At 45.6% G+C, this 24,827-nt stretch carries 19 protein-coding genes; 13 read left to right on the forward strand and 6 right to left on the reverse strand.

Annotated elements, in window-relative coordinates; genetic code table 11:
- Positions 1-65: 65 nt before the first annotated feature.
- The 10 genes from L3V23_RS13120 (at position 66) to L3V23_RS13165 (ending at position 14,709) form a co-directional block, all read left to right on the forward strand.
- Positions 66-1,736 (forward strand): ABC transporter substrate-binding protein, encoded by a 1,671-nt coding sequence (locus tag L3V23_RS13120; RefSeq protein WP_042484441.1) that lies wholly within the window; start codon positions 66-68, stop codon positions 1,734-1,736.
- A gap of 144 nt (positions 1,737-1,880) precedes the next feature.
- Positions 1,881-2,867 (forward strand): ABC transporter permease, encoded by a 987-nt coding sequence (locus L3V23_RS13125; protein ID WP_042484444.1) that lies wholly within the window; start codon positions 1,881-1,883, stop codon positions 2,865-2,867.
- 2 nt (positions 2,868-2,869) lie between these two features.
- Positions 2,870-3,895, forward strand: coding sequence for an ABC transporter permease (locus L3V23_RS13130; protein WP_102966219.1), 1,026 nt, complete (start codon positions 2,870-2,872; stop codon positions 3,893-3,895).
- Between the two features lies 1 nt (position 3,896).
- A complete protein-coding gene (locus L3V23_RS13135) occupies positions 3,897-4,880 on the forward strand; it encodes an ABC transporter ATP-binding protein (RefSeq protein ID WP_042484450.1) in 984 nt (327 codons plus the stop codon).
- Between the two features lie 51 nt (positions 4,881-4,931).
- The gene (locus tag L3V23_RS13140; RefSeq protein ID WP_042484453.1) at positions 4,932-5,927 is read left to right on the forward strand and encodes an ABC transporter ATP-binding protein; all 996 of its coding nucleotides are present in this window, start codon (positions 4,932-4,934) and stop codon (positions 5,925-5,927) included.
- Positions 5,928-6,035: 108 nt separating this feature from the next.
- The gene (locus L3V23_RS13145) at positions 6,036-7,799 is read left to right on the forward strand and encodes a glycoside hydrolase family 9 protein (protein WP_102966218.1); all 1,764 of its coding nucleotides are present in this window, start codon (positions 6,036-6,038) and stop codon (positions 7,797-7,799) included.
- Positions 7,792-8,667 (forward strand): N-acetylglucosamine kinase, encoded by an 876-nt coding sequence (locus tag L3V23_RS13150; protein ID WP_102966217.1) that lies wholly within the window; start codon positions 7,792-7,794, stop codon positions 8,665-8,667. The genes L3V23_RS13145 and L3V23_RS13150 overlap by 8 nt, the downstream gene beginning before the upstream one ends.
- 24 nt (positions 8,668-8,691) lie before the next feature.
- Positions 8,692-10,605 carry a family 20 glycosylhydrolase gene (locus tag L3V23_RS13155; protein WP_102966216.1) on the forward strand — a complete coding sequence of 638 codons (1,914 nt, stop codon included), beginning with the start codon at positions 8,692-8,694 and terminating at the stop codon, positions 10,603-10,605.
- 117 nt (positions 10,606-10,722) lie between these two features.
- Positions 10,723-13,125: an amylo-alpha-1,6-glucosidase gene (locus L3V23_RS13160; protein ID WP_237292416.1), complete on the forward strand. Its 2,403-nt coding sequence runs from the start codon at positions 10,723-10,725 to the stop codon at positions 13,123-13,125.
- A 171-nt stretch (positions 13,126-13,296) separates the two neighbouring features.
- Positions 13,297-14,709 (forward strand): phosphoglucomutase/phosphomannomutase family protein, encoded by a 1,413-nt coding sequence (locus L3V23_RS13165; RefSeq protein WP_102966214.1) that lies wholly within the window; start codon positions 13,297-13,299, stop codon positions 14,707-14,709.
- A gap of 42 nt (positions 14,710-14,751) precedes the next feature.
- On the opposite strand, the gene L3V23_RS13170 is transcribed toward L3V23_RS13165, so the two are convergent.
- The 6 genes from L3V23_RS13170 to L3V23_RS13195 all read right to left on the reverse strand — a co-directional run bounded on the left by L3V23_RS13170 (position 14,752) and on the right by L3V23_RS13195 (position 20,837).
- Positions 14,752-15,780 (reverse strand): ABC transporter ATP-binding protein, encoded by a 1,029-nt coding sequence (locus tag L3V23_RS13170; protein WP_102966213.1) that lies wholly within the window; start codon positions 15,778-15,780, stop codon positions 14,752-14,754.
- Entirely contained in the window at positions 15,780-17,405 is a 1,626-nt protein-coding gene (locus L3V23_RS13175; protein ID WP_102966212.1) for an iron ABC transporter permease, read from the reverse strand. Before L3V23_RS13175 ends, L3V23_RS13170 begins: the two co-directional genes overlap by 1 nt.
- A gap of 95 nt (positions 17,406-17,500) precedes the next feature.
- A complete protein-coding gene (locus tag L3V23_RS13180) occupies positions 17,501-18,514 on the reverse strand; it encodes a Fe(3+) ABC transporter substrate-binding protein (RefSeq protein ID WP_102954106.1) in 1,014 nt (337 codons plus the stop codon).
- A gap of 142 nt (positions 18,515-18,656) precedes the next feature.
- The gene (locus L3V23_RS13185) at positions 18,657-19,886 is read right to left on the reverse strand and encodes an ammonium transporter (protein ID WP_042484470.1); all 1,230 of its coding nucleotides are present in this window, start codon (positions 19,884-19,886) and stop codon (positions 18,657-18,659) included.
- Positions 19,887-19,911: 25 nt separating this feature from the next.
- Positions 19,912-20,250, reverse strand: coding sequence for a P-II family nitrogen regulator (locus L3V23_RS13190; protein WP_102954171.1), 339 nt, complete (start codon positions 20,248-20,250; stop codon positions 19,912-19,914).
- A 215-nt stretch (positions 20,251-20,465) separates the two neighbouring features.
- Complete coding sequence (locus L3V23_RS13195; protein ID WP_102966211.1) at positions 20,466-20,837, reverse strand: YacL family protein; 372 nt, start codon at positions 20,835-20,837, stop codon at positions 20,466-20,468.
- Positions 20,838-20,906: 69 nt separating this feature from the next.
- On the opposite strand from L3V23_RS13195, the gene L3V23_RS13200 reads away from it, so the two are divergent.
- From L3V23_RS13200 to L3V23_RS13210, 3 genes are all read left to right on the forward strand, one after another.
- Complete coding sequence (locus L3V23_RS13200) at positions 20,907-22,049, forward strand: sugar diacid recognition domain-containing protein (RefSeq protein ID WP_102940993.1); 1,143 nt, start codon at positions 20,907-20,909, stop codon at positions 22,047-22,049.
- A 216-nt stretch (positions 22,050-22,265) separates the two neighbouring features.
- Complete coding sequence (locus L3V23_RS13205; protein ID WP_102966210.1) at positions 22,266-23,621, forward strand: GntP family permease; 1,356 nt, start codon at positions 22,266-22,268, stop codon at positions 23,619-23,621.
- A gap of 10 nt (positions 23,622-23,631) precedes the next feature.
- A complete protein-coding gene (locus tag L3V23_RS13210; protein WP_102963224.1) occupies positions 23,632-24,762 on the forward strand; it encodes a glycerate kinase in 1,131 nt (376 codons plus the stop codon).
- Positions 24,763-24,827 lie beyond the last annotated feature (65 nt).

The raw sequence follows: 24,827 nt of genomic DNA on the forward strand, positions 1-24,827 counted from the left end.
AATTGTTCATCCCATGATGACATTCATATCCATTCGTGAAATGAAGCAAACAGTAAGGAACAGCTATGCTTGCCAATATTAAAAAGACAGCACTCGCAACAGCCGTTATCGCTGGAGCAATTAGCGTCTCAGCTCCTGCCCTAGCACGCAGTGAGCTAACCATAGTACCTGATTTCTACCCAACTATGGTTCGTAACTTCAACCCGTACTTAGCAACAAACCTACGTACAACCACAGATTTCATCTATGAGCCATTAGTGGTTTTCAACGAGATGAAAGGCAACACTCCGGTAATGCGTCTTGCAGAAAGCTACAAAATGGCTGACGACCTAATGAGCGTGACATTTAACGTTCGTAAAGGCGTGAAATGGTCTGATGGCCAAGCGTTTACTGCAGATGACATCCTATTTTCTTACCAATTACTGAAGAATAAACCTGAGCTTGACCAACGCGGTATCAACAAATGGGTTAAGAGTGTAGAGAGAGTAAATGAATACACCGTACGCTTCGAACTGACTGAAGCGAACTCAAACGTACCATACGAAATTTCGCTTGTTCCGATCGTAGCTGAGCACATCTGGAAAGATGTCAAAGAACCTACCACTTTCACCAATGAAAACCCTGTTGGTACTGGTCCGTTTACTGAAATCGACACCTTCACTCCGCAACTTTACATTCAGTGCCGTAACCCTAACTACTGGGATGCAGCAAACCTAGAAGTTGACTGTTTACGCGTTCCACAAATCGCAAACAACGATCAGCTATTAGGTAAAGTCGTGAACTCTGAGCTGGATTGGACTTCATCATTCATTCCTGACATTGATCGCACTTACGCAGCAGCAAGTCCTAACCACCACTACTGGTACCCAGCATCTGGTACTCAAGCGTTTGTGGTTAACTTCAAAAACCCAGATCCAGCAAAACAAGAAGCTCTGAACAATGTAGATTTCCGTCGCGCATTCTCCATGGCGATTGACCGTCAAACCATTATCGACATCGCATTCTACGGTGGCGGTACAGTGAACGACTTCGCGTCAGGTTTAGGTTATGCATTTGAAGCTTGGTCAGATGAAGAAGTACACAGCAAGTACAAAGGCTTTAACACTTACAATGCTGAAGGTGCAAAAGCACTTCTAGCTAAAGCAGGCTTTAAAGATGTGAACGGTGACGGCTTCGTCGACACGCCTTCAGGTAAATCTTTTGAGTTACTGATTCAATCTCCAAACGGTTGGACTGACTTCAACAACACAGTTCAACTTGCAGTAGAACAGCTTAATGAAGTGGGTATCCAAGCGAAAGCTCGTACTCCTGAGTTTGCTGTTTACAACGAAGCAATGCTGAAAGGTACTTACGACGTAGCATACACAAACTACTTCCACGGTGCTGACCCTTACCTATACTGGAACAGTGCATATCACTCAGCACTTCAAGGTGGTGAAGGTATGCCTCGCTTCGCAATGCACTTCTACAAAAACGACAAGCTAGACGGTCTACTAGATAGCTTCTACAAAACAGCAGATAAGAACGAGCAGGTACAAATTGCTCACGGTATTCAGAAAATCATCGCTGAAAACCAAGTTACTATCCCTGTATTGTCAGGCGCTTGGATGTACCAGTACAACACCACTCGATTCACTGGTTGGTGGAGCGAAGACAACCCGAAAGGTCGTCCAAGCGTATGGGCTGGTATCCCAGAACGTCTACTTCACGTACTGGACCTAAAACCAGTTAAGTAAACGTTAGTTCTTTGCGGCGTACTTCGTGCGCCGCCTATTTAAATCCCCACTATTTGAAAAACAGATGGCGCCATGCGTCAGGGGATTTCTCGCTCTAAATTTCGCTAGCACGTAAACAAATATCGGGTGAGTAAGGTGTAAGTTATGGGTTATTTTTTAAGACGTTTGTCATTTTATTTTGCCGCGCTGCTCGTTGCAGCCACCATCAATTTCATTATTCCACGAGCAATGCCTGGTGACCCAGTTACCATGATGTTTGCTAACGCAACAACACAGGTAACACCTGAGCGTATCGCCGCAATGAAGGAGCTACTAGGCTTCGTCGGCGGACCTTGGTACGTGGAATATGCCGTATACATGAAAAGTATCTTTAGCTGGGAGCTGGGTACTTCAATTAAGTTCTACCCTTTGAGCGTTAATGATCTTTTAAGTGGTGCATTTGGCTGGTCACTTTTCCTTGCCGGTACTGCCGTCATTATCTCTTTCTCAATCGGCTCAATTCTCGGCATCTTTGCTGCGTGGAAACGCGGTAGCCGTTACGACACCTTCATCACTCCGGGTATGCTGGTTATTCAAGCGGTTCCTCAAGTGGTTATCGCCATGCTTGCCATGTTCATTTTTGCTATCGGCTTGAAATGGTTCCCAACGGGTTACGCATACACAGCCGGCACCATGCCTGACTGGACAAGCTGGACATTTATTAAAGATGTCGGTTACCACGCAGTACTGCCACTTATCTGTGCCTCTATCGTTCAAATCGGCGGTTTCTTGGTCAACATGCGTAACAACATGATTAACTTGCTTGCTGAAGACTACATCACGATGGCGAAAGGCAAAGGCTTGAGTGAAAACCGCGTTGTATTCAACTACGCAGCTCGTAACGCATTACTGCCAAGTGTCACTGCGCTTTCAATGTCACTAGGTATGGCTATCGGTGGTCAGCTCATTATCGAAATCATTTTCAACTACCCAGGTCTTGGTACGGTTCTGTTTAACGCTATTACATCTCGTGACTACCAAGTTCTACAAGGCCAACTTCTTATCATGACTCTGTTTATGCTGTTCTTTAACCTGCTCGCAGACATGCTGTATGTCGTACTCGACCCTCGTCTACGTAAGGGAGGTAAATAATCATGAAAGCACTTTGGAAACTGTTATCAGGCAACCGAGTCGCCATGATAGGTGTCGCTATTCTCTCTGTATTCTTGTTCATCGCGCTTGCTGCACCGCTGATTACGAAACACGCACCAGATAAACGAACTGGCAACCCACATGAATACCCATCGTTTGTTGTGAAAGCCGCCAAAAGTGACCCGAATGGCTGGGTTGCTGAGAATCTGGCGACAGACAGAAGAACTCTGACTATGTCAAAAAAAGCGGATCACACACTAGGTACAACACGCATGGGACGCGATGTTTGGTCACAAGTTGCTTACGGCGCACGCGTATCTCTAGCAGTAGGTTTCGGTGCAGGTATCACCGTTTGTTTCCTGGCAACCATCATTGGTGTTTCAGCGGGCTACTTCGGTGGCAAGGTGGATGACTTCTTAACCGCAGCAATGAATATCATGTTGGTTATCCCTCAGTACCCACTGTTGTTCGTGGTTGCTGCTTTCATTGGTGAAGCTGGCCCACTGACCATCTCCCTCATTATCGGGTGTACTTCCTGGGCATGGGGTGCCCGTGTTGTTCGAGCTCAGACACTTGCACTGCGTGAGAAAGAGTTTGTAAAAGCGGCTGAAGTATTAGGTGAGAGTTCATGGCGCATCATCTTCGTTGAAATCCTACCAAACCTTATCTCAATTGTCGGCGCAAGCTTTATCGGCTCAGTAATGTACGCCGTGATGATGGAAGCCACTATCTCCTTCCTCGGTCTGGGAGATCCAAACACCATCAGTTGGGGCATCATGCTTTACAACGTGCAAACCTCTTCATCTATGTTGGTTGGCGCTTGGTGGGAACTGTTAGCTCCATGTTTATCACTGACGTTACTCGTCACTGGTCTGGCACTGCTTAACTTCGCGGTAGACGAAATCGCTAACCCACAATTGCGTTCTCATAAAGGGATGAAGCGTTGGAAGAAACTCGCGCAGCAAGACAAATCGCAGCGTGAGCCTAACCTACCACCTCAAAATGCACTATGGAGCGGAGACAAATAACATGACAGCACCACTTATCTCAATCCGCAACTTATGCGTGGACTATATTACTGATGCAGGCGATGTTCGCGCCTGTAACAACGTCAGCTTTGATATCGCACCGGGCGAAGTGTTTGGCTTAGCGGGTGAATCTGGTTGTGGTAAATCAACCGTCGCCTTCTCGTTGATGCGCCTACATAAGCCGCCTGCGTTTATTACTGGTGGCGAAGTGATCTTCAATGGCGAAGACATTCTTCAATACAGCGACGAAAAAATGCAGTCATTTCGCTGGAGCCAAATGTCGATGGTCTTCCAAAGTGCGATGAATGCTCTCAACCCTGTACTCACCATGGAAGAGCAGTTCTGCGATGTGATTATGCGCCATACCAATTTGACCAGAGAGCAGGCTAAACGCCGCGCTGAAGGCTTGTTGGAAATTGTGGATATTCACCCGAGTCGTTTGAATGACTACCCACACCAATTTTCAGGTGGTATGCGTCAGCGTTTGGTGATTGCGATTGCGTTAGCGCTTAATCCAAAAATGATCATCATGGATGAGCCAACCACGGCACTTGATGTGGTGGTTCAGCGTGAAATTCTGCAAAAAATCTACGCACTAAAAGAAGAGTTCGGCTTCTCTATTTTGTTTATCACTCATGACTTGTCACTGATGGTCGAGTTCTCAGACCGCATTGGCATCATGTATTCCGGTGAACTGATTGAAGTTGCGCCTTCAAAAGAGATTCTACAAAGCCCATTCCACCCTTACACCAAAGGTCTGGGAAGCTCATTTCCACCACTAACGGGGCCAAAAACCAAACTTACGGGAATTCCTGGTAACCCTCTGAACTTACTTGAAATTCCGCAAGGTTGTCGTTTTCAGGCACGTTGTGACCGTGTCCATGAAACCTGTACCAAAGTTCCGACTCAGCTACGTCAAATAGAGCTGGGACGCTTTTCCAATTGCCACCTCTATGGTGAGCCGATTGCTCAGGTAAAGCTATAGCTTGAGACGTGTACAGCAACGCTATTCGCAAAGTTAGGGGTGGAAAGAAATATGAATATTCAAAACGAAAATCTATTAATTGAAGGGAAGAATCTGGTTAAAGACTTCCCGATCAACAGCAACACATTGAAGCAGCCAATGATGCGTGCAATCAATGACGTGTCATTCAAGATGTACAAAAGCCGTGGACTTTCCGTGGTTGGTGAATCCGGTTCTGGTAAATCCACTACCGCTAAAATGATCGCCAAAATGTACGCTCCGACTTCAGGCAACATTGAGTACAAAGGTCGTGACATTCAAGAGATCAAATCTCGTTCTGATCTGATGCATTACCGCGAAGGCATACAAATGGTTTGGCAAGATCCGTTTGGCTCGCTAAACCCGACTCATACCATTTTCCACCATATTGCCCGCCCACTTTTGATTCATAAGAAAGTGAAATCAGGCAATAAGAAAGAGCTTCAGGAACGTGTGTATGACCTGTTGGAACAGGTGGGATTAATTCCACCAAAAGAGACGGCAGCGAAATACCCGCACCAGCTTTCAGGCGGTCAGCGTCAGCGTGTCAACTTAGCTCGTAACATTGCTGTAGGTGCTGAAGTTGTGCTGGCTGACGAACCGACTTCAATGCTTGACGTATCAATCCGTGCTGGTGTTTTGAACTTGATGGAAGAGATGAAGTTTGAGAAGAAAATGTCACTTCTTTACATCACTCACGACATCGCCACCGCTCGTTACATCGCAGAAGATCTGGCCGTGATGTATGTCGGTCACATGGTGGAATGGGGAGATACCGAGCAGATCATTCACGATCCGCAGCACCCTTACACCCAGTTACTGGTTTCAGCGGTTCCGGATCCCAAAAAATCGATCCACGAAAAACTGAAAGGCAACAAAGGTGAGATCCCGTTGTGGACACCTGCTTCAGTTGGCTGCCCGTTTGCTGGACGCTGTACTCATGCCACCAGCAAGTGCCGCGAGCAATTACCAGCAATAACCCAACTGGCGGATAACCACTTTGTCCGTTGCTATTTATACGAAAACTAAGCGTTTAATAACAATTAATAGGCTCGCCTTCGTCTTGGGCGGACCTGATGTATTAAGAAGGCTCAGCGCTGCTAAGCAGTGCTGGTCAAAAGGCAACTGGAGACCTAAATGCAGTTACTGATCAACCACATTGGCTATGAAACATTGGGACCAAAGCAGGCAGTGCTTTTGAGTAGAACCTCAGAGCTACACGCTACTTTTGCTCAACTTGTTTGCAGTTATAGCCATAAGACTGTCGCTCAACTCACCATTGAGCGACACGGTAAAGTGGCGAATTGGCATCACGGATATTTTCACCGTATCGACTTCTCTCAGTTTACTGGAGAAGGCAGCTTTTACTTACGTGTTGAAAACTCTCAATCTGAAAGTACGCAATCTGAAGTTTTTTCTATTGCTCAGGGTCTACTGATGCAGCGCACTTTTTCAGACGTGCTGCATTATTTCAAGTCACAACGCTGTGGCGGAATTTTTGACAAGCAAGATAAGTCGGTACCTCTGTTAGGCACATCATCCACTGCCGATGTGCATGGTGGCTGGTACGACGCTTCAGGTGACGTTAGCAAATATTTAAGTCACCTTTCTTACGCTAACTATTTGAATCCACAACAAACCCCCATTGTGGTATGGAACCTATTCAAAGGGTTAGCGATTTTAGACCATCGCTCGGAGTTTGCTGCATTTTCTCGCACTCGCCTTAAGGAAGAGGCGTTGTTTGGTGCTGATTTCTTAGTTCGTATGCAGCACTCCGAGGGATTTTTTTATATGACGATTTTCGACCAGTGGAGTAAGGACATTAAGCGCAGAGAAATCTGTGCTTATGAAACTCAGCAGGGTCACAAATCCAACGATTATCAAGCCGGTTTTCGTCAAGGTGGCGGAGTGGCAATAGCCGCGCTTGCGGCCGCTGCAAGATGCGATATTGATGGCGAATTCAGCCGTGAACAATATCTCGCTGCCGCAGAGAAAGGTTATTGGCATTTAAAAAAGTGCAATACCCGCTATCTCAATGACGGTGAAGAGAACATCATTGATGAATACTGCGCCCTACTCGCAGCATGCGAGTTGTATCGCTCAAGCAGTTCAAAACAAGAGTATTTACAAGAAGCTCAAGCATGGGCTGAACGCTTGTGTGCAAGACAACACAACGATGAAAATCATCTAGGTTTCTGGTCTGCCAACAGCGATGGCAGCCGTCCCTACTATCACGCATCGGAAGCAGGGCTTCCTGTCATTGCTTTGTGCGAGTATCTGGATATTGAAACGAACAAAGAGCGTTTGGAAAAAGTTCGCACTGTCGTGGCTCAAGCATGTCAGTTTGAACTCACGATTACTCAGTCCGTTTGCAACCCGTTTGGCTACCCACGTCAATACGTTAAAGACGTCGATGGAGAAAAGCGCAGCGCATTCTTTATTTCACAAAACAACGAATCAGGCTATTGGTGGCAGGGCGAAAATGCCCGTCTGGCTTCGCTGGCAGCAATGGCTTATCAAGTACAACCGTACTTACAAGACCAACAACTAAAAAACCAGTTGCTCAGCTTTGCACAAAATTCGCTTAACTGGGTTACAGGCTTAAACCCATACGACATGTGCATGCTCGACGGGCATGGACGCAACAATCCTGACTATTTACCACACCTAGGCTTTTTCAATGCCAAGGGCGGTGTCTGCAATGGCATCACCGCAGGTTTTGATGATCCGCAGGACATTGCGTTCAATCCTGAAAAACAGAAAGACGACATGATGCAAAACTGGCGCTGGGGAGAACAATGGATCCCACATGGTGCTTGGTACTTAATGGCAATTATGAGCCAATTAGTGCACTTCAAAACAGCCTGCTCTGCTCAGCTAGAGGATCAATGTCATGAGTAATTATTTCGTTGGCATTGATGGTGGCGGTACCTCTTGTCGAGCACGCATTCGTGACATCGACGGTAACCTTATCGGTGAAGGCAAATGCGGCAGCGCAAACATCCTGCTAGGTGTAGATATAGCGTTGCGTTCAATCACTGAAGCCATCCGCATTGCCACAAAACAAGGTGGCTTGGATGAAACCTATCTACACAGAATGCATGTCGGCCTTGCTTTAGCGGGAGCGGAACAAAAGTCCGCATGGTTTGCTTTTATGCAGCAGCCTCACCCGTTCGCTTCTGTCACCTTGAACACTGATGCCTACGGGGCGTGTCTCGGTGCTCATAACGGCGATGATGGTGCGATTATGATTGCCGGTACTGGCTCTTGTGGAATATTACTCAAAGACGGCCAACAACATGTGGTTGGAGGCAGAGAATTTCCAATTTCAGACCAAGGCAGCGGTGCAATGATGGGGCTGAGCCTGATTCAAAAGGTCATTCTGACCCAAGATGGCATTCGTCCTCATACCCCTCTAAGTCAGCATGTAATGGAGCATTTTGATAACGATGTAGACCAGATTGTCGAATGGTCTAAATCGGCTTTACCTCGTGATTACGGACAGTTTTCTCCAGCCATTTTTTCTCATGCTCAACAACATGATCCTCTGGCGATTGAGCTTCTTAAACAAACCGCTGCAGATATCGAAATGTTTCTTAATGCTTTACACCACAAGGGTGCAGAGAAAATTTGTCTGATGGGCAGTATTGCAGAACGCATTTTGGATTGGCTATCTCCGCCCGTTCAACAATGGATTGTTACACCTCAGTTCGACGCTATTGAGGGCGCACTGATGTTTGCTGGCAAACCAGCACACAATTTGTATTAAGAGAATTTGTATTAAGGGTTAATGATGAACTATCGAATTGACTTTGCTGTACTTTCTGAGCAGAAAAATGATTGCCGATTTGGCCTGACACTACACAACTTAAGTGAGCAAGATCTAAGTGATTGGTCATTGCATTTCATCATGGATCGCTTTATCCAGCCTGACAGTGTCTCCAACGGCGAACTCCATCAGGTAGGTAGCTTCTGCAGCCTATTACCGCATCAAGCGGTATTGCCAGCTAATGGTCACTATTACTGCGAATTTCGCATAAAAACAGCACCGTTCCGCTTTTACAGTGACGGAATTAAAGAGGCGTTTGTACAGCTCAATCATACTGAAGCAACTGTTCGTTATGATGTCGCTGTAACCCCTATTGTTCTGGCTTCTCCATATCAAGAACGTAGTGAAATCCCAGCGACAGAAGCCGCAGAGTTATGTTTGATTCCTAAACCGAACAAGGTTGAAAAGCTGGGCGGACATTATGTTTTAGCCTCCACCAGCCAGATTACACTGCACTCTGCTAATGCGGAACAAGCTGCCTCTTGGCTGCAACAAGAACTCAAACATCTTTATGAGTTTGAACCTCAACCAATTGGCAATGCGGATATTGTCTATCAGAGCAACCCAATTTTGGATGAAGAACACTATCACCTGACCGTTAACGCCAAAGGCATACTCTTAGAAGCCAGCGGTCACGTGGGTTTTGTGCACGCTTCGGCGACACTGTTGCAACTCATTAAACGCACACAAGACGGCTTGGTTGTTCCGTGCGTCAAAATCAGCGATGCACCACGATTCAAATATCGCGGCATGATGCTCGACTGCGCTCGTCATTTTCATCCGGTTGAACGCGTAAAGCGTCTGATCAATCAGTTGGCTCACTACAAGTTCAGCACTTTTCACTGGCATCTCACCGATGATGAAGGCTGGCGCATTGAGATCAAATCACTGCCTCAACTGACTAATATCGGCGCTTGGCGTGGTGTAGACAAAGTGATTGGTCCTCAGTTCAGTACTGTCACCGATCAGCACGGTGGCTATTACACCCAAGAAGAGATCAAGCAAGTGATCGCTTATGCCGGAGATCGAGGAATCACAGTTATTCCAGAGATCGATATTCCGGGTCACTGTCGCGCTGCGATCCGTTCGCTGTCTGAATGGCTGTTAGATACTGAAGATCGCTCTGAATATCGCAGTATCCAAAACTATAGCGACAACGTTTTATCACCAGCCCTTCCTGAAACGTATCGCTTTTTGGATCTGGTTTTGGAAGAAATCGCCGCTCTGTTCCCAAGTCACTTTTTCCATATCGGTGCTGATGAAGTCCCTGATGGCGTATGGATTAACAGCCCTAAATGTCAGGCGTTGATGGCAGAACATGGCTATGAGGATGCCAAAGAGCTGCAAGGTCACTTACTGCGCTACGTTGAGAAAAAATTACGCTCTTTAGGCAAACGTATGGTGGGCTGGGAAGAGGCTCAACATGGCAACAAAGTCAGTAAAGACACGGTTATCTATTCTTGGCTTTCGGAGCAAGCGGCACTGGACTGCGCCAAGCAAGGTTTTGATGTCATCTTGCAACCGGGTCAGTACACCTATCTCGATATTGTTCAGGACTATGCACCAGAAGAACCCGGTGTTGCCTGGGCTGGCGTCACACCATTGGAACGCGCATACAGCTACGAACCTTTGGCAGAAGTTCCCGCCGACCACCCTATTCGCAAACGCATCTTAGGCATGCAAAGCGCACTGTGGTGCGAAATTATCAATGACCAATCTCGTATGGACTACATGCTCTACCCTCGCCTCACCGCATTAGCGGAAGCAGGATGGACACAGAATTCATTACGTGACTGGCCTGATTATCTGGCTCGCCTCAAAGGGCACTTACCATTGCTGGATAAACAGGAGATCCACTATCGATCTCCTTGGAAATAACGTTATTCATTTTTGCCATTCCCATGCCAAAGCATGAGATGGAAGTAAGTACATATTCAAGTTCGCTAGCATCGACATTGACTGCGTTATTCGCAGTTTTAGAAAAAGGAAATCACCATGAAATACGGCTATTTCGATAACGATAATCGTGAATACGTCATCACACGTCCAGACGTACCTGCGCCATGGACCAACTATTTGGGAACGGAGAAATTCTGCAGCGTTATCTCTCACAACGCAGGTGGCTACTCGTTTTATCACTCACCTGAGTACAACCGAGTCACCAAATTCCGTCCTAACTTTACCCAAGATCGTCCGGGTCACTATGTTTATCTGCGTGACGACGAAACAGGTGATTTCTGGTCTGTTTCTTGGCAGCCAGTAGCAAAAAGTTTAGAGCAAGCCAACTACGAAGTTCGCCACGGCTTGTCATACTCAAAATTTAAATGTGACTACAACGGTATTGTCGCAAGCAAAACGCTGTTTGTACCTAAAGGTGAAGATGCGGAAGTTTGGGATGTTGTGATTGAAAACACTTCTGATCGTCCTCGTACCATCAGTGCATTTAACTATGTAGAGTTCTCTTTCAGTCATATTGCTTCGGACAATCAGAACCATCAGATGTCCCTTTACTCTGCTGGTACAGACTACAAAGATGGCGTCATTGAGTACGATCTTTACTACAACACTGACGATTTCCTTGGTTACTACTACCTAACTGCAACGTTCGATGCTGACAGCTATGACGGTCAACGAGATACCTTCTTAGGTATGTACCGTGACGAAGCTAACCCAATCGCTGTTGAAAAGGGACAGTGTTCTAACCGTACTCAAACCTGTTACAACCACTGTGGTGCTTTGCATAAGCAATTCACACTACAACCGGGCGAGAAAGTACGTTTTGCGGTCATACTTGGTGTTGGTAAAGGCAATGGCGAGAAACTTAGAGCTAAATACCAAGACCTGAACGAAGTGGATAAAGCCTTTGCAGGTATCAAACAACACTGGGATGAACGTTGCAGTAAGTTCCAAGTGAAGTCTCCGAATGCAGGCTTGGATACTATGCTGAACGCTTGGACGCTCTATCAAGCAGAAACCTGTGTGGTTTGGTCACGCTTCGCCTCTTTCATTGAAGTGGGTGGGCGTACTGGTCTTGGCTATCGTGATACTGCGCAAGATGCGATTTCGGTACCGCATACGAACCCAGCGATGACGCGTAAACGTTTAGTGGATCTTCTGCGTGGGCAAGTGAAAGCGGGCTACGGTTTACACCTGTTCGATCCAGACTGGTTTGATCCAGAAAAAGCCGATGTAAAACCTTCAAAATCACCGACTGTCGTTCCAACACCTTCTGACGAAGATAAGATCCACGGCATTAAAGATACCTGCTCTGACGATCATCTTTGGATAGTGCCAACCATTCTTAACTACGTAAAAGAGACGGGCGATTTCGGCTTTATTGATGAAGTGATCCCTTATGCTGATGGTGGTAACGCAACAATTTACCAACACATGATGGCAGCTCTGGATTTCTCAGCCGAATACGTCGGACAAACGGGTATTTGTAAAGGCCTGCGCGCTGACTGGAACGACTGTCTGAACTTAGGCGGCGGTGAATCCGCAATGGTTTCTTTCCTTCATTTCTGGGCTTTGGAAGCATTCCTTGAATTAGCTAACTACCGCAACGATAGTGAGGCGTTAAGCAAATACCAAGCAATGGCTGACGGTGTACGCGATGCTTGTGAAACCCACTTATGGGATGGACAAGGCGAGTGGTATATCCGTGGTCTCACCAAAGATGGCGACAAGATCGGCACCTTTGAACAGGTGGAAGGCAAAGTGCATCTTGAGTCCAACTCTCTGGCCGTTTTATCAGGCGCGGTTTCTCAAGAACGCGGTGAAAAAGCCATGGATGCGGTTTACAAATACCTGTTCTCGCCATACGGCTTACACCTCAATGCGCCATCATTCGCTACTCCGAATGATGATATCGGTTTTGTGACTCGTGTTTATCAGGGCGTAAAAGAAAACGGCGCAATTTTCTCTCATCCAAACCCTTGGGCTTGGGTAGCAGAGGCGAAATTAGGCCGTGGCGACAGAGCGATGGAATTCTATGACGCTCTTAACCCATATAACCAGAACGATATGATTGAGACTCGCGTTGCAGAACCTTACTCCTATGTACAGTTCATCATGGGACGCGATCATCAGGATCATGGTCGAGCAAACCACCCATGGTTAACCGGAACATCAGGCTGGGCTTACTATGCAGCGACTAACTACATCCTAGGTGTGCGTACTGGCTTTGATACCTTAATAGTTGACCCTTGTATTCCAACCTCATGGCCGGAATTTGAAGTGACTCGTCAATGGCGCGGCGCAACTTACCAGATCAAAGTGCTAAACCCAAATGGTGTAAGCAAAGGCGTTAAGTCAATAACGGTGAATGGTGAGCAGGTTGATGCAATCAAGGCTCAGCCACAAGGCAGCGTTAACCAAATCACTGTGGTAATGGGTTAATAAAAGTTAACGACGGAGAATCAGCGAACCAACATTGAACACAAACACGCCCTTCCTATCCATGGAGCTCCAACCGTGCCATCCATGGCACGTAGGGTTTGTTTATCAATGCTGGTTCACTGCCTTTTCTCTAAGGCGTTGCTTAGAGCGTCGATTAAAGGAGAACAGAACATGATTCAATTTGGTACTGGTGGCTGGCGCGCATTTATTGGTGAAGAGTTCACCAAAGACAACGTGCGTTTAGTCGCCCAGGCGTTAGCCAATATCATCAATAGTGAAAATGTGGCCAATGAAGGCTTTGTGATTGGCTATGACCGCCGTTTTCTTTCCGACAAAGCCGCAAAATGGTTTGCAGAAGTGTTGGCTGGAAACGGAATTACCGTCAGCTTTATCGACAAATTCGTGCCGACACCGGTAGTGATGTATAAGGCAAAGCAGCTCGACTGTGCTTACTCTGCATGTATTACCGCCTCTCACAACCCTGCTGATTACAATGGCGTAAAAGTATTTATCCGTGGCGGCCGCGATGCCGATGAAATTATCACCAAGAAGATCGAACAGCAGATCGCAACACTGATGTTAAGTGACGTAACATCCATTGAATTTGATCAAGCGATTCAGGATAAACAGATTATTGCGATCAACCCAATGAATGAGTTTGTCGATTCGATCATCGACTTTATCGACATTGAAGCGATCAAAAAAGCCAACTTGCGCGTATTGATCGATCCTATGTTTGGCGTGGCGAAAAATGCGCTGCAAACAGTATTGATCAATGGCCGTTGTGATGTGGATGTGATTAACGATGGTAAAAACCCCGACTTCGGTGGCTTGATGCCATCACCAAACGCAACGACCTTGTATCGCTTGCAGCATCTGGTTAAAGACGAAGGCTACGATATTGGTATTGGTACCGATGGTGATGCTGACCGCCTTGGCATTATTGATGAGAAAGGTAATTTCATTCACCCTAATGAAGTATTGATGCTGCTATATTACTACCTGCTTGAATACAAGGGCTGGAAAGGCTCAGTGGTACGTAACATCGCCACCACTCATCTGCTCGATAAAATCGCCGCAGATCACAACGAAAAGTGCTTTGAGGTTCCCGTAGGCTTTAAGCATATTAGCTCGCAAATGGAAGCTGATGATTCACTGTTAGGCGGTGAAAGCTCTGGCGGCTTAACCATTCGCGGCCATATCAAAGGCAAAGATGGCGTGTTTGCTTCCAGCCTGCTTGTCGAAATGATCAGCGTAACAGGCAAGAAACTGTCTGAAATGCTGGACGAAATCTACGCTCGTTATGGCTACGCCTATACCGCTGAAGGTGACTGCAAATTTAAAGCTTCAGAGAAGCAAGCACTGTACAACAAAATCTATGTTGAGAAACAATTGCCAGACTTTGAGTTTGAAATTGAAAAAGTCAGCTACGAAGACGGCGCGAAGGTTTACTTCAAAAATGGAGGTTGGGTAATTGCCCGCTTCTCAGGTACTGAACCTTTGTTGCGTATTTTCGCAGAGATGGAAGACAAACCTACCGCTGAGCGTGTTCTGCTACAAATGAAGACGTTTTTGTCTTTGTAAGGCGTTTACTACTCCCCCTCGTCTGAGGGGGAGTACACTAAATCAAAATGCCAAAATCCCCTGCTCATCAATCTCCACTACCACCTTCTGCCCTACCGAAATAGCCTGAGCTGACGTCGCCAGAAGTTTAGTACCGTGCACATCAATCACGTAACGACAGTGGTCGCCCATAAATTGCTGCTCTAGAACGGTGACTTCACCTTTATCTGAAGACTGAATCAATACTTGTTGAGGACGTAGCAATAATTCACAGCAGCCGCCAACCGCAATTTCAGTCTGTACTTGCGCTTCCAAGGTTCCAAGAGGCGTGTCAAACAGACCTTGTGTATTACGAGTCGCTGGCAGATAGCTACCACCACCAAGAAAATCCGCAACAAACTTGCTTGAGGGCTGATAGTAGAGCTCTGAGGCGGTACCGAACTGTTCAATAACACCGTGATTCATCACGGCCATTTTATCGGCAAAGGCAAAAGCTTCTTCTCTAGAGTGAGTGACGAAAATCGCTGTCACGCCCTGCTTTTTGAATATTTTACGAATCTCTGCGATCAAATCGTGTCGAACTTGAGTATCGATATTGGAAAACGGTTCATCAAGTAAAAGAAGATCCGGTTTGTAAGCCAACGAACGAGCAATGGCAACGCGTTGCTGTTGTCCACCAGAAAGCTGATGAGGGTAACGATCACCAAATGAGCTAAGATGAACTAGTTCCAACATCTCTTGAACTTTGCTGTTACGTTCAACCGCCGATAAGGTTCGCAACCCAAAGCCAACATTCTCTTCAACGGTTAGATGTGGAAATAGTGCGTAATCTTGGAAAATCATACCGATATTGCGTTTTTCCGGCGCAAGCCAGTTGGCTCCATCATCGATGGTGACGCAATTTAGGCTCATATGTCCTGAAGTTAAAGGCAGTAGTCCAGCAATCGCTTTAAGCAGGGTTGTTTTGCCACAACCACTTGCCCCAAGTAAGCAGACAATCTCACCTTTATCAACTTCAAGCGATAGAGACTCCAGTACCGTTTGAGTGTCGTACTGACAAGTGAGGTCTTGAATGGAAAGTGCGCAGCTCATCAGTGATTTTGCTCCAGAGAACGGTTAACAATTACAAGCGGGATTAAACCAACCAGAACCAATAATACGGCTGGCAAAGCGGCAAGTTCTAGATGCTCATCAGAAGCATAGTTATAGACATAGGTAGCCAGCGTTTCAAAGTTGAATGGACGGAGTAACAGAGAAGCATTGAGTTCTTTCATCGACTCAATAAACACCAGCAAACCAGCAATCAGAGCTCCACGACGTACCAGTGGGAAATGCACTCGCCACAACATACTGTTTGACTGGCATCCCATTGTACGGGCGGCCATATCCAGTGATGGGGAGACTTTATTTAGACTGCTTTCTATACTGCCAATCGCAACAGCAGAGAAACGTACCAGCATGGCGAAAATAATCGCAAACATAGTGCCAGAGAATATCAGCCCCGGTCTGCCCCACTGCATCACTTTAGCGATATCGTTGACAGTGTGGTCTAGCGTTAATACCGGAACCATTACGCCGATAGCGAGTACCGTTCCCGGAACCGCATACCCCATAGAAGATAAACGCATCAAAGCAACACTGGTTCGATTCTGTTTTAGGCGGGCATAGAAATTAAGAACCAAAGCAACGCTAACAGCAACAATCGCCGCTGTTAGCGACACTTTCAAACTGTTAAGCGCATATTGACGAAATTCTTCTGTCCAACTTTGTTCAAAGTAGGTGTAAGCATAACTGATCAGCTGCATCAGAGGAAAAATGAAAGCCGTTGCGACTAATCCCCAGCACCAGAACAGGGCAAGCCATTTTTTCCATCCGCTCAAATCGTAACGGAAATCTTCATGGCTATTAAACTGAGTCTGGTAAAGCTTCTGCTTGCGTCGGCTATAACGTTCAGCACTAAGCAATAGCAGCACTATTACCAACATAATGGCTGAAATTTTAGCGGCGGCATTAAGGTTGGAATAGTTTAACCAAGTGTCATATACCGCAGTGGTCAATGTGCTGATAGCAAAGTAATTAACCGTACCGAAATCACCGATAGTCTCCATTGCCACCAGAGATAACGCGACCGCAATAGAGGGACGAGCCAAAGGTAGAGAGATGCGTCTAAAGCTTTCCCATGGCGTGCATTTGAGTAGTCGCGCTGACTGTAGCAGAGAAACGTTTTGCTCCATAAACGTTGCTCGGCACAATAAATAAACGTAAGGGTAAAGCACTAAAGCCAGCACAAGGCTGGCTCCGGTTAAACTGCGGATATCAGGAAACCAATACTCTCCGGCTTGCCAACCGGTTAACTCTCTTAACCACACTTGTACTGGGCCGGCATAGTCAAACCAGCCAGTAAAAATATAGCCAACAATATAGCCGGGAATCGCTAAAGGGAGCACCAAAGCCCATTGAAGAATTTTTTCTCCGGGAAGCTTACACATCGCCATAATCCATGCACTTGGTATCCCAAATAACAGAGATAAAGCCATCACGCTGACGACAAGAACAATGGTATTTTGAGCATAGGTGGGCATCACTGTTGCCATAAGATGAGCGAAGACGTCATCCGTGTGGCCAACAGCGGTAAAAAATATGGCTAAGATCGGCAAAACCAGTAGTGCTGCCAAAACAACACTACTGGTTTTCCATACAAGATGTTTTTCTTTCATTGCCTATTACAACAAGACAATTTGAGATGCATAAACAGGTGCAAAGACATCTCATATCGCTTTTAAAAGAAGGGGGAAATACTCCCCCTAAAAAACTAAAGATCGAATTTTACTTCATCCAGCAGCTTGATGGCTACCGTATGGTTGTCAGCAATTTCTTCTAAAGGTAGTGAGTCAGACTTAAAGTCGCCCCAAGATGCGACAAGTTCAGAACGCTCTACGCCTGGTTTCACTGGGTATTCGAAGTTCACTTCTGCATACATATGCTGAGCGGTTTCACCCGTCAGGAATTCCATCAATTTCACAGCATTGTCACGGTTTGGAGCGTATTTAGCCATAGCCATACCGCTCACATTTACGTGTGTACCTTGCGCATTTTGACCTGGGAAGTTGATGTACACAGACTCAGCCCAAGTTTTTTGCTCTTTATCTTGAAGCATTTTACCCAAGTAGTAGCTATTACCTAAAGAAAGATCACATAGTCCTTCTTTAATTGCACGCACTTGATCACGGTCGTTACCTTGAGGTTTACGAGCAAGGTTCGCTTTCAAACCTTCTAACCAAGTTTTGGTGTCTGCTTCACCGTAGTTAGCAACCATAGATGCAACTAAAGCGATGTTGTATGGGTGCTTACCGCTACGAGTACAAATTTTACCTTTATACTCAGGCTTTGCTAAATCAAGATAGTTAAAGTCGTCGCCCAATTTACCAACGCGATCACGTGAAGAGTACACACTACGAGTACGAATGGTGAGTGCAAACCACTCATCGTTGCTATCACGGTATTGAGCAGGAATGTTTTCATCAATGACAGAGCTGTTCACTGGCTGAGTTAATTTCTTATCAGACAGTTCAAACAGACGGCTAAACTCAGAAGTCAATACGATATCAGCAGGGCTGTATTCACCTTCTTGCGCCAACTTCTCTGCAATACCTTCTTTTGCAAACTTCACGTTTACCTTAATACCAGTTTCTTTGGTGAACTCATTAAACATTGGTTCAATAAGGAAAGGTTGGCGGTAAGAGTAAACATTCACTTCTTCAGCAGCCATTACAGAAGGGGCTAAAGTGCTTAATGCAAGTGCAGAAAGGGTAAGCATCTTTTTCATCAATTAAACCTAATATGTAGTGATAATGATAACGTTTTTTATTTACATAAATTATATTGAGCATTTTTCCGGAACACAATCGTAAATAATAAAAAAAACCTGCTACATGAGCAGGTTTTTTAGACGAAGTTCTAATTATTGATTATTTAATTACTGAGAACTCTGGATAGGCTTCAACACCACAGTCATGCATGTCCATGCCTTCTAACTCTTCTTCTTCAGATACTCGGATACCCATTGTCGCCTTCAGGATAGCCCAAACCACTAGGCTTGCTGCGAATACCCAACCGAAGATAACCACTGCTCCTAGAAGCTGAGAACCAAATGATGCACCTGAGTTGCTTAGTGGAACAACCATTAGGCCGAAGAAACCACACACACCGTGTACAGAGATAGCACCCACTGGATCATCGATTTTTAGTTTATCTAGAGCAATAATGCTGAACACTACGATTGCGCCCGCAACCACACCGATAGCCACAGAGTAAAGTGGTGATGGTGATAGTGGGTCTGCAGTGATAGCAACTAGACCAGCTAACGCACCGTTTAGAACCATTGTTAGGTCAGCTTTGCCCCAAGTTGTTTTACACACAAGTAGTGCTGCAATCGCACCTGCAGCTGCTGCTGCGTTAGTGTTTAGGAAGATTTGACCTACTGCAGTTGCGTTCTCGAAATCAGAAACCATCAACTGTGAACCGCCGTTAAAACCGAACCAACCGAACCATAGGATAAATGTACCTAAAGTAGCGAGTGGCATGTTTGAACCTGGAATTGGGTAAACCTCACCATTCTTACCGTATTTACCTTTACGAGCACCGAGTAGGATAACACCAGCCAAAGCTGCTGCTGCACCAGCCATGTGTACAATACCAGAACCTGCGAAGTCACTGAAACCAGCTTCAGATAGGAAACCGCCGCCCCAAGTCCAGTAACCTTCCATTGGGTAGATAAATGCTGTTAGAACAACAGAGAAGATTAGGAATGCCCATAACTTCATACGTTCAGCAACGGCACCTGATACTACAGACATTGAAGTTGCAACGAATACTACTTGGAAGAAGAAATCTGACTCTAGAGAGTGGTCAGCGCCTTCAGCTTGAGAGCCGATTAGTGTACCGAATGAAGGTAACCAACCCGCTTCTGCGTTATCTACGTACATGATGTTGTAACCAACGATTAAGTACATAGTGCACGCGATAGCGTAAAGCACAAAGTTTTTGGTCAGAATTTCTGTGGTGTTTTTTGAACGAACCAGACCTGCTTCCAGCATTGCAAAACCTGCTGCCATCCACATTACTAATGCGCCTGAAATTAAGAAGAAGAAAGTATCCAGTGCGTAGCGTAACTCCGCTACAGTTACTGACAGTTCCATAATAGTTGTCTCCAATCCCTGATTCTTAAAGTGCTTCTACGTCCATTTCGCCAGTGCGAATACGAACAGCTTGACTTAAGTCATAAACAAATATTTTACCGTCACCAATTTTGCCTGTATGAGCAGCTTTGATGATTGCTTCAACAACACGGTCTACGTTGTCTGCCTGTGTAGCGATTTCGATTTTTACTTTAGGTAGGAAATCCACTTGGTATTCCGCACCACGGTAAAGCTCTGTGTGACCTTTCTGACGACCGAAGCCTTTTACTTCTGATACTGTCATCCCTTCGATGCCAACATCAGCTAGCGCTTCGCGTACATCGTCAAGTTTGAATGGTTTGATGATTGCGTTTATGAGTTTCATCGCGTCCTCTCTGAAGCTGTAGTCCATTAACTCTAATCCCATTCTAGTAATCCAAGGTACGTGCCAACTTTTCAAACCATTGATATATATAGATTTAGAGTGATATCGACCCAAAAAAAAGAAAGGGTTGCACAAATATTGTGCAACCCTTTCCCAATAACAATGCGTTAAAGCCATTCTTCACCACTTAAGTGCACATTGTAAAAGTCAGTCAACTAATAGTTTTGGATGAACTCACTCCACTGTCTCATCATTGATTCAAAATCTTCCAAACCACATTCTGCGGTGCTTTCACTATCGTAAAGTTCAAATTCGCTTTCAAACTCAATGTCATGACTGTAACCAAGCGCGTTTTCCTGCACGGTCACTTCACTACCTAACACCGAAAGAGAGATCTCTTTTCCTGCCAGTTTCCACTCTTTTGCTGGACTTTGGTGCACTTGGTCGAGTAACGAAAATATTTGCTCAATCTTTGTGCGATCTTTACCTATCTCTTCCTGCAACCAACGAGCCACTATCTGGTGCTCCATATTGCAGCTAACGTAATACTCACCCATTAAGGTGTTTTTCGTAAATTCAAATTCCATGGGTTTCTCTATTGATAACGAGATCAGGTACTATTATCGGCAAATTCGTATTCTAACGCCATTCTCAGCATGAAACTAAACGAAACTATCGCTCGCCAAATCGTTGAACGCACCATGAAAATCATCCCTTATTCCGTCAATGTTATGGATGAACAAGGAAGAATCATTGGTTCAGGAGACCCGTCTCGCCTGCAACAAAAACACGAAGGAGCGGTATTAGCCAGTACTGAGCGCCGCGTGGTTGAAATCGATCAAGCCACCTCTGCCCGCCTTAAAGGCGTCAAGCCGGGGATCAATTTACCAATCGTGCACCACGAACAAGTATTGGGTGTTGTGGGGATTTCTGGCGAGCCTTCGCAAGTCCATCATTATGGTGAGCTAGTGAAGATGACAGCTGAGTTAATCGTCGAGCAAGCTGAACTGATGGAACAAGTGCAGTGGGATAAGCGTCATAGAGAAGAGTTGGTGATGCAACTGATATCTGCAGAAGAGAGCGATGAGCAAAAACTCGCCACCATTGCACAACGTCTTGATATCGACATCAATGAGCCCAGAATCGCAACCATCATCAAGCTGATAGCACTGGACGATAACACGCTAACGCTAGAACATATGCAGCATCTTGTTCATCTGCTTGAATACCCTGAGCGTAATAATCTCGTCGGTATTTTATCGGTTTCAGAACATGAGGTGGTGGTACTCAAACCTGCATCGGTAATCGGTGATGAGTGGAATCCAGATAAAGAACGTCAACGTGTAAAATCATTGCTTAAACGTATCAATAAAGAAGCAGGATTTCGTGTGCGCGTAGCGGTGGGAGATTACTTCCCTGGTATCAATGGGCTCACCCGTTCATACCAAAGCGCGAAAACTACGTTACAAGTAACACGCAAACTAAAAGGTACGATTTTCTTTTTCCACGATCATCAGTTACCTGTTTTACTCAGTGCGATGCAATATCAAAACTGGCAGAGAGAAAAACTGCTCACTCCATTATTGGAATTGCAAAAACATGACCGCCAGGGGCTATTGCAAAAGACCATCGAAGCATATTTGTTATTAAATTGTGATCCAGCTAAAACCTGCCAAGAGCTACATATTCACCGAAATACTCTGCGTTATAGACTCGATAAGATCAATGAGCTTATATCACTAGATATCAATAAGTTAGAGGACAAAATACACTTATATTTGGCATTAAAATTGTACTAAATAAACGCAAGAAAATGTTCACTTGCACAATTTTAACCCAATTTTAAAACTCAATCCTGTGCATTTGCACAATTCAATTCATCTCAAAACCACGATAATGCCCCTAGCTAGTGAGAAACATACAAATAAACATCATCTCTCGTTAGCTAATTACTCGTCGAACCTGAAAGATCGACCAACAAACTTACCGTCCTTAACCCTACTCGGAGTTTTCACATGGAGCTGATACTCATATTGTTGGCGGTGATTGGCTTTATCGTCATCGCTACTACAAAGTTCAAGTTACACCCATTCTTAGCATTAATCAGTGCGGCTTTTATCGCTGCATTTGCTTACGGCTTACCCGCTGATAGCATCGCTAAAACCATCACCAGTGGTTTTGGTGGAATACTAGGCTACATTGGTTTGGTAATCGTCTTAGGTACCATCATTGGTGTTATCTTGGAAAAAAGTGGCGCAGCTATCACTATGGCAGATAGCGTCATTCGTATACTGGGTGACAGATTCCCTACCCTAACAATGACAATCATCGGCTACATCGTTTCCATTCCTGTGTTTTGCGATTCAGGCTTTGTCATTTTGAACTCACTTAAAGAGTCACTCGCTAAACGTCTGCGCACGTCGAGTGTTGCAATGAGTGTGGCGCTAGCAACAGGCTTATACGCAACCCACACCTTCGTGCCACCAACACCAGGTCCTATTGCCGCTGCAGGTAACTTAGGTCTTGAATCGAATCTGGGATTAGTTATTGGTGTCGGTATCTTTGTTGCTGCAGTGGCAGCTCTCGCAGGTATGCTTTGGGCGAATCGCTTCAAAGACGTTGCCCCAGATAATATCGGCGAAGCACATCAAGAGCTAAACCAAGATTGGAAAGCACTGAAAGAGTCTTACGGTAAGCTACCTACGGCAGGTCAGGCTTTCTCTCCGATCTTTGTGCCAATTCTGTTTATCTGTTTAGGCTCTATTGCAAAGTTCCCATCTTACCCGTTAGGTCAGGGAATGGTTTTTGATGTTTTGGCGTTCTTAGGCCAGCCTCTGGTTGCACTGTTTATCGGTTTGCTACTTTCTATCCGTCTGCTTAAATCAGATGACAAGGCAGAAGAGTTCGGTCAAAGAATCAGCCAAGGCATTACATCTGCTGCACCTATTTTGCTAATTACAGGCGCTGGTGGTGCATTTGGTGCAGTACTGAAAGCAACAGAGCTAGGCAGTTACTTAGGTGAGACCTTATCAAGCTATGGTGTGGGTATCTTTATGCCATTTATCGTTGCAGCCGCACTGAAAACCGCACAAGGCTCTTCAACAGTTGCACTGGTTACAACCTCAGCTCTTGTCGCTCCGATGTTAACTCAACTAGGCTTAGATACTGAAATGGGCCGAGTACTGACGGTTATGGCTATTGGTGCTGGTGCAATGACAGTGTCTCATGCCAACGACAGTTTCTTCTGGGTTGTTTCTCAGTTCAGCCGCATGAGTGTGGGTTTGGCATACCGCGCACAGACCACAGCAACATTGATTCAAGGCGTGACGGCCATGGCGCTGGTTTACCTATTAAGCCTGATTTTACTGTAAGAGAGAGTTCATGAAGATAGTTATTGCACCTGATTCTTTTAAAGAAAGTCTGTCCGCAATGGAAGTGGCGACTGTTATTGAACAAGGATTTAAACAAGTCTTTCCTCACGCAGACTACGTCAAAGTACCGATGGCAGACGGTGGCGAAGGCACGGTGCAATCCTTGGTGGATGCAACGGGTGGCCGCATTATCGCTTGCCAAGTAACCGATCCACTGGGGCAACCTGTTGAAGGTTTTTATGGACTATTAGGTGACGGTGATACCGCCGTCATCGAAATGGCTGCGGCATCCGGTCTACATTTGGTTCCTCAAGCAAGCCGAAATCCACTGTACACAACCTCGTACGGTACAGGTGAATTGATTCTGGCTGCTTTGAATCACAACGTAAAACGCATCATTGTTGGGCTCGGTGGCAGCGCCACTAACGATGCTGGTCTAGGCATGTTACAAGCTTTAGGAGTTCAGTGTTTGGATGCGCAAGGTTTAGCTTTGCCAGCTGGAGGATCTTCGCTCAATAAGCTTGCTACCATTGATCTTTCAACCTTGGATACTCGTCTTCAAAAAGTGGAATTACAGGTTGCTTGCGATGTGGATAATCCACTATGTGGTCCTCATGGTGCTTCTGCTGTATTCGGCCCGCAAAAAGGAGCTACGCCAGAGATGGTGGAAACTCTTGATATGGCTTTGAAGCACTTTGCTGACGTGGTAAAAAAAGATCTTAATAAAGATATTTTGCCTCTGTCTGGTGGCGGTGCTGCTGGTGGAATGGGTGCCACTTTAGTCGGAGTGTTGAACGCGGAGCTACAACCGGGCGTTGATATCGTTATTGAAGCAATAAAGCTCGATAGCTTGGTACAAGATGCCGATCTAGTGATCACAGGGGAAGGGCGCATAGATAGTCAGACCATACATGGGAAAACTCCTATCGGTGTCGCACGCACAGCCAAACGTTATGGTAGAAAAGTGATCGCGATTGCTGGATGTTTTACACCTGACTATGGTGTGGTTCATGAGCATGGTTTAGATGCAGTCTTCGCGATTGTTAACCGCTCCGTTGATCTTGATACTGCATTAGAGGAAGCTGAACTTAACCTGCTGCAAACATCAAGCAACATAGCTAGGTTGCTCAAACTCGCTTAACAATAGCAAGCTTTCTCCCATACCTAAAAAGCCACTTATCCAAGTGGCTTTTTTATTTTTCATCA

The sequence above is a fragment of the Vibrio sp. A1-b2 genome (genome assembly GCF_021726015.1).
Classification (GTDB): domain Bacteria; phylum Pseudomonadota; class Gammaproteobacteria; order Enterobacterales; family Vibrionaceae; genus Vibrio; species Vibrio diazotrophicus.

Excerpts from the sequence above, each read along its gene's own strand:
- L3V23_RS13120 (WP_042484441.1), top strand. The coding sequence starts at position 66 with ATGCTTGCCAATATTAAAAAGACAGCACTCGCAACAGCCGTTATCGCT.
- L3V23_RS13125 (WP_042484444.1), top strand. The coding sequence starts at position 1,881 with ATGGGTTATTTTTTAAGACGTTTGTCATTTTATTTTGCCGCGCTGCTC.
- L3V23_RS13130 (WP_102966219.1), top strand. The coding sequence starts at position 2,870 with ATGAAAGCACTTTGGAAACTGTTATCAGGCAACCGAGTCGCCATGATA.
- L3V23_RS13135 (WP_042484450.1), top strand. The coding sequence starts at position 3,897 with ATGACAGCACCACTTATCTCAATCCGCAACTTATGCGTGGACTATATT.
- L3V23_RS13140 (WP_042484453.1), top strand. The coding sequence starts at position 4,932 with ATGAATATTCAAAACGAAAATCTATTAATTGAAGGGAAGAATCTGGTT.
- L3V23_RS13145 (WP_102966218.1), top strand. The coding sequence starts at position 6,036 with ATGCAGTTACTGATCAACCACATTGGCTATGAAACATTGGGACCAAAG.
- L3V23_RS13150 (WP_102966217.1), top strand. The coding sequence starts at position 7,792 with ATGAGTAATTATTTCGTTGGCATTGATGGTGGCGGTACCTCTTGTCGA.
- L3V23_RS13155 (WP_102966216.1), top strand. The coding sequence starts at position 8,692 with ATGAACTATCGAATTGACTTTGCTGTACTTTCTGAGCAGAAAAATGAT.
- L3V23_RS13160 (WP_237292416.1), top strand. The coding sequence starts at position 10,723 with ATGAAATACGGCTATTTCGATAACGATAATCGTGAATACGTCATCACA.
- L3V23_RS13165 (WP_102966214.1), top strand. The coding sequence starts at position 13,297 with ATGATTCAATTTGGTACTGGTGGCTGGCGCGCATTTATTGGTGAAGAG.
- L3V23_RS13170 (WP_102966213.1), bottom strand. The coding sequence starts at position 15,780 with ATGAGCTGCGCACTTTCCATTCAAGACCTCACTTGTCAGTACGACACT.
- L3V23_RS13175 (WP_102966212.1), bottom strand. The coding sequence starts at position 17,405 with ATGAAAGAAAAACATCTTGTATGGAAAACCAGTAGTGTTGTTTTGGCA.
- L3V23_RS13180 (WP_102954106.1), bottom strand. The coding sequence starts at position 18,514 with ATGAAAAAGATGCTTACCCTTTCTGCACTTGCATTAAGCACTTTAGCC.
- L3V23_RS13185 (WP_042484470.1), bottom strand. The coding sequence starts at position 19,886 with ATGGAACTGTCAGTAACTGTAGCGGAGTTACGCTACGCACTGGATACT.
- L3V23_RS13190 (WP_102954171.1), bottom strand. The coding sequence starts at position 20,250 with ATGAAACTCATAAACGCAATCATCAAACCATTCAAACTTGACGATGTA.
- L3V23_RS13195 (WP_102966211.1), bottom strand. The coding sequence starts at position 20,837 with ATGGAATTTGAATTTACGAAAAACACCTTAATGGGTGAGTATTACGTT.
- L3V23_RS13200 (WP_102940993.1), top strand. The coding sequence starts at position 20,907 with ATGAAACTAAACGAAACTATCGCTCGCCAAATCGTTGAACGCACCATG.
- L3V23_RS13205 (WP_102966210.1), top strand. The coding sequence starts at position 22,266 with ATGGAGCTGATACTCATATTGTTGGCGGTGATTGGCTTTATCGTCATC.
- L3V23_RS13210 (WP_102963224.1), top strand. The coding sequence starts at position 23,632 with ATGAAGATAGTTATTGCACCTGATTCTTTTAAAGAAAGTCTGTCCGCA.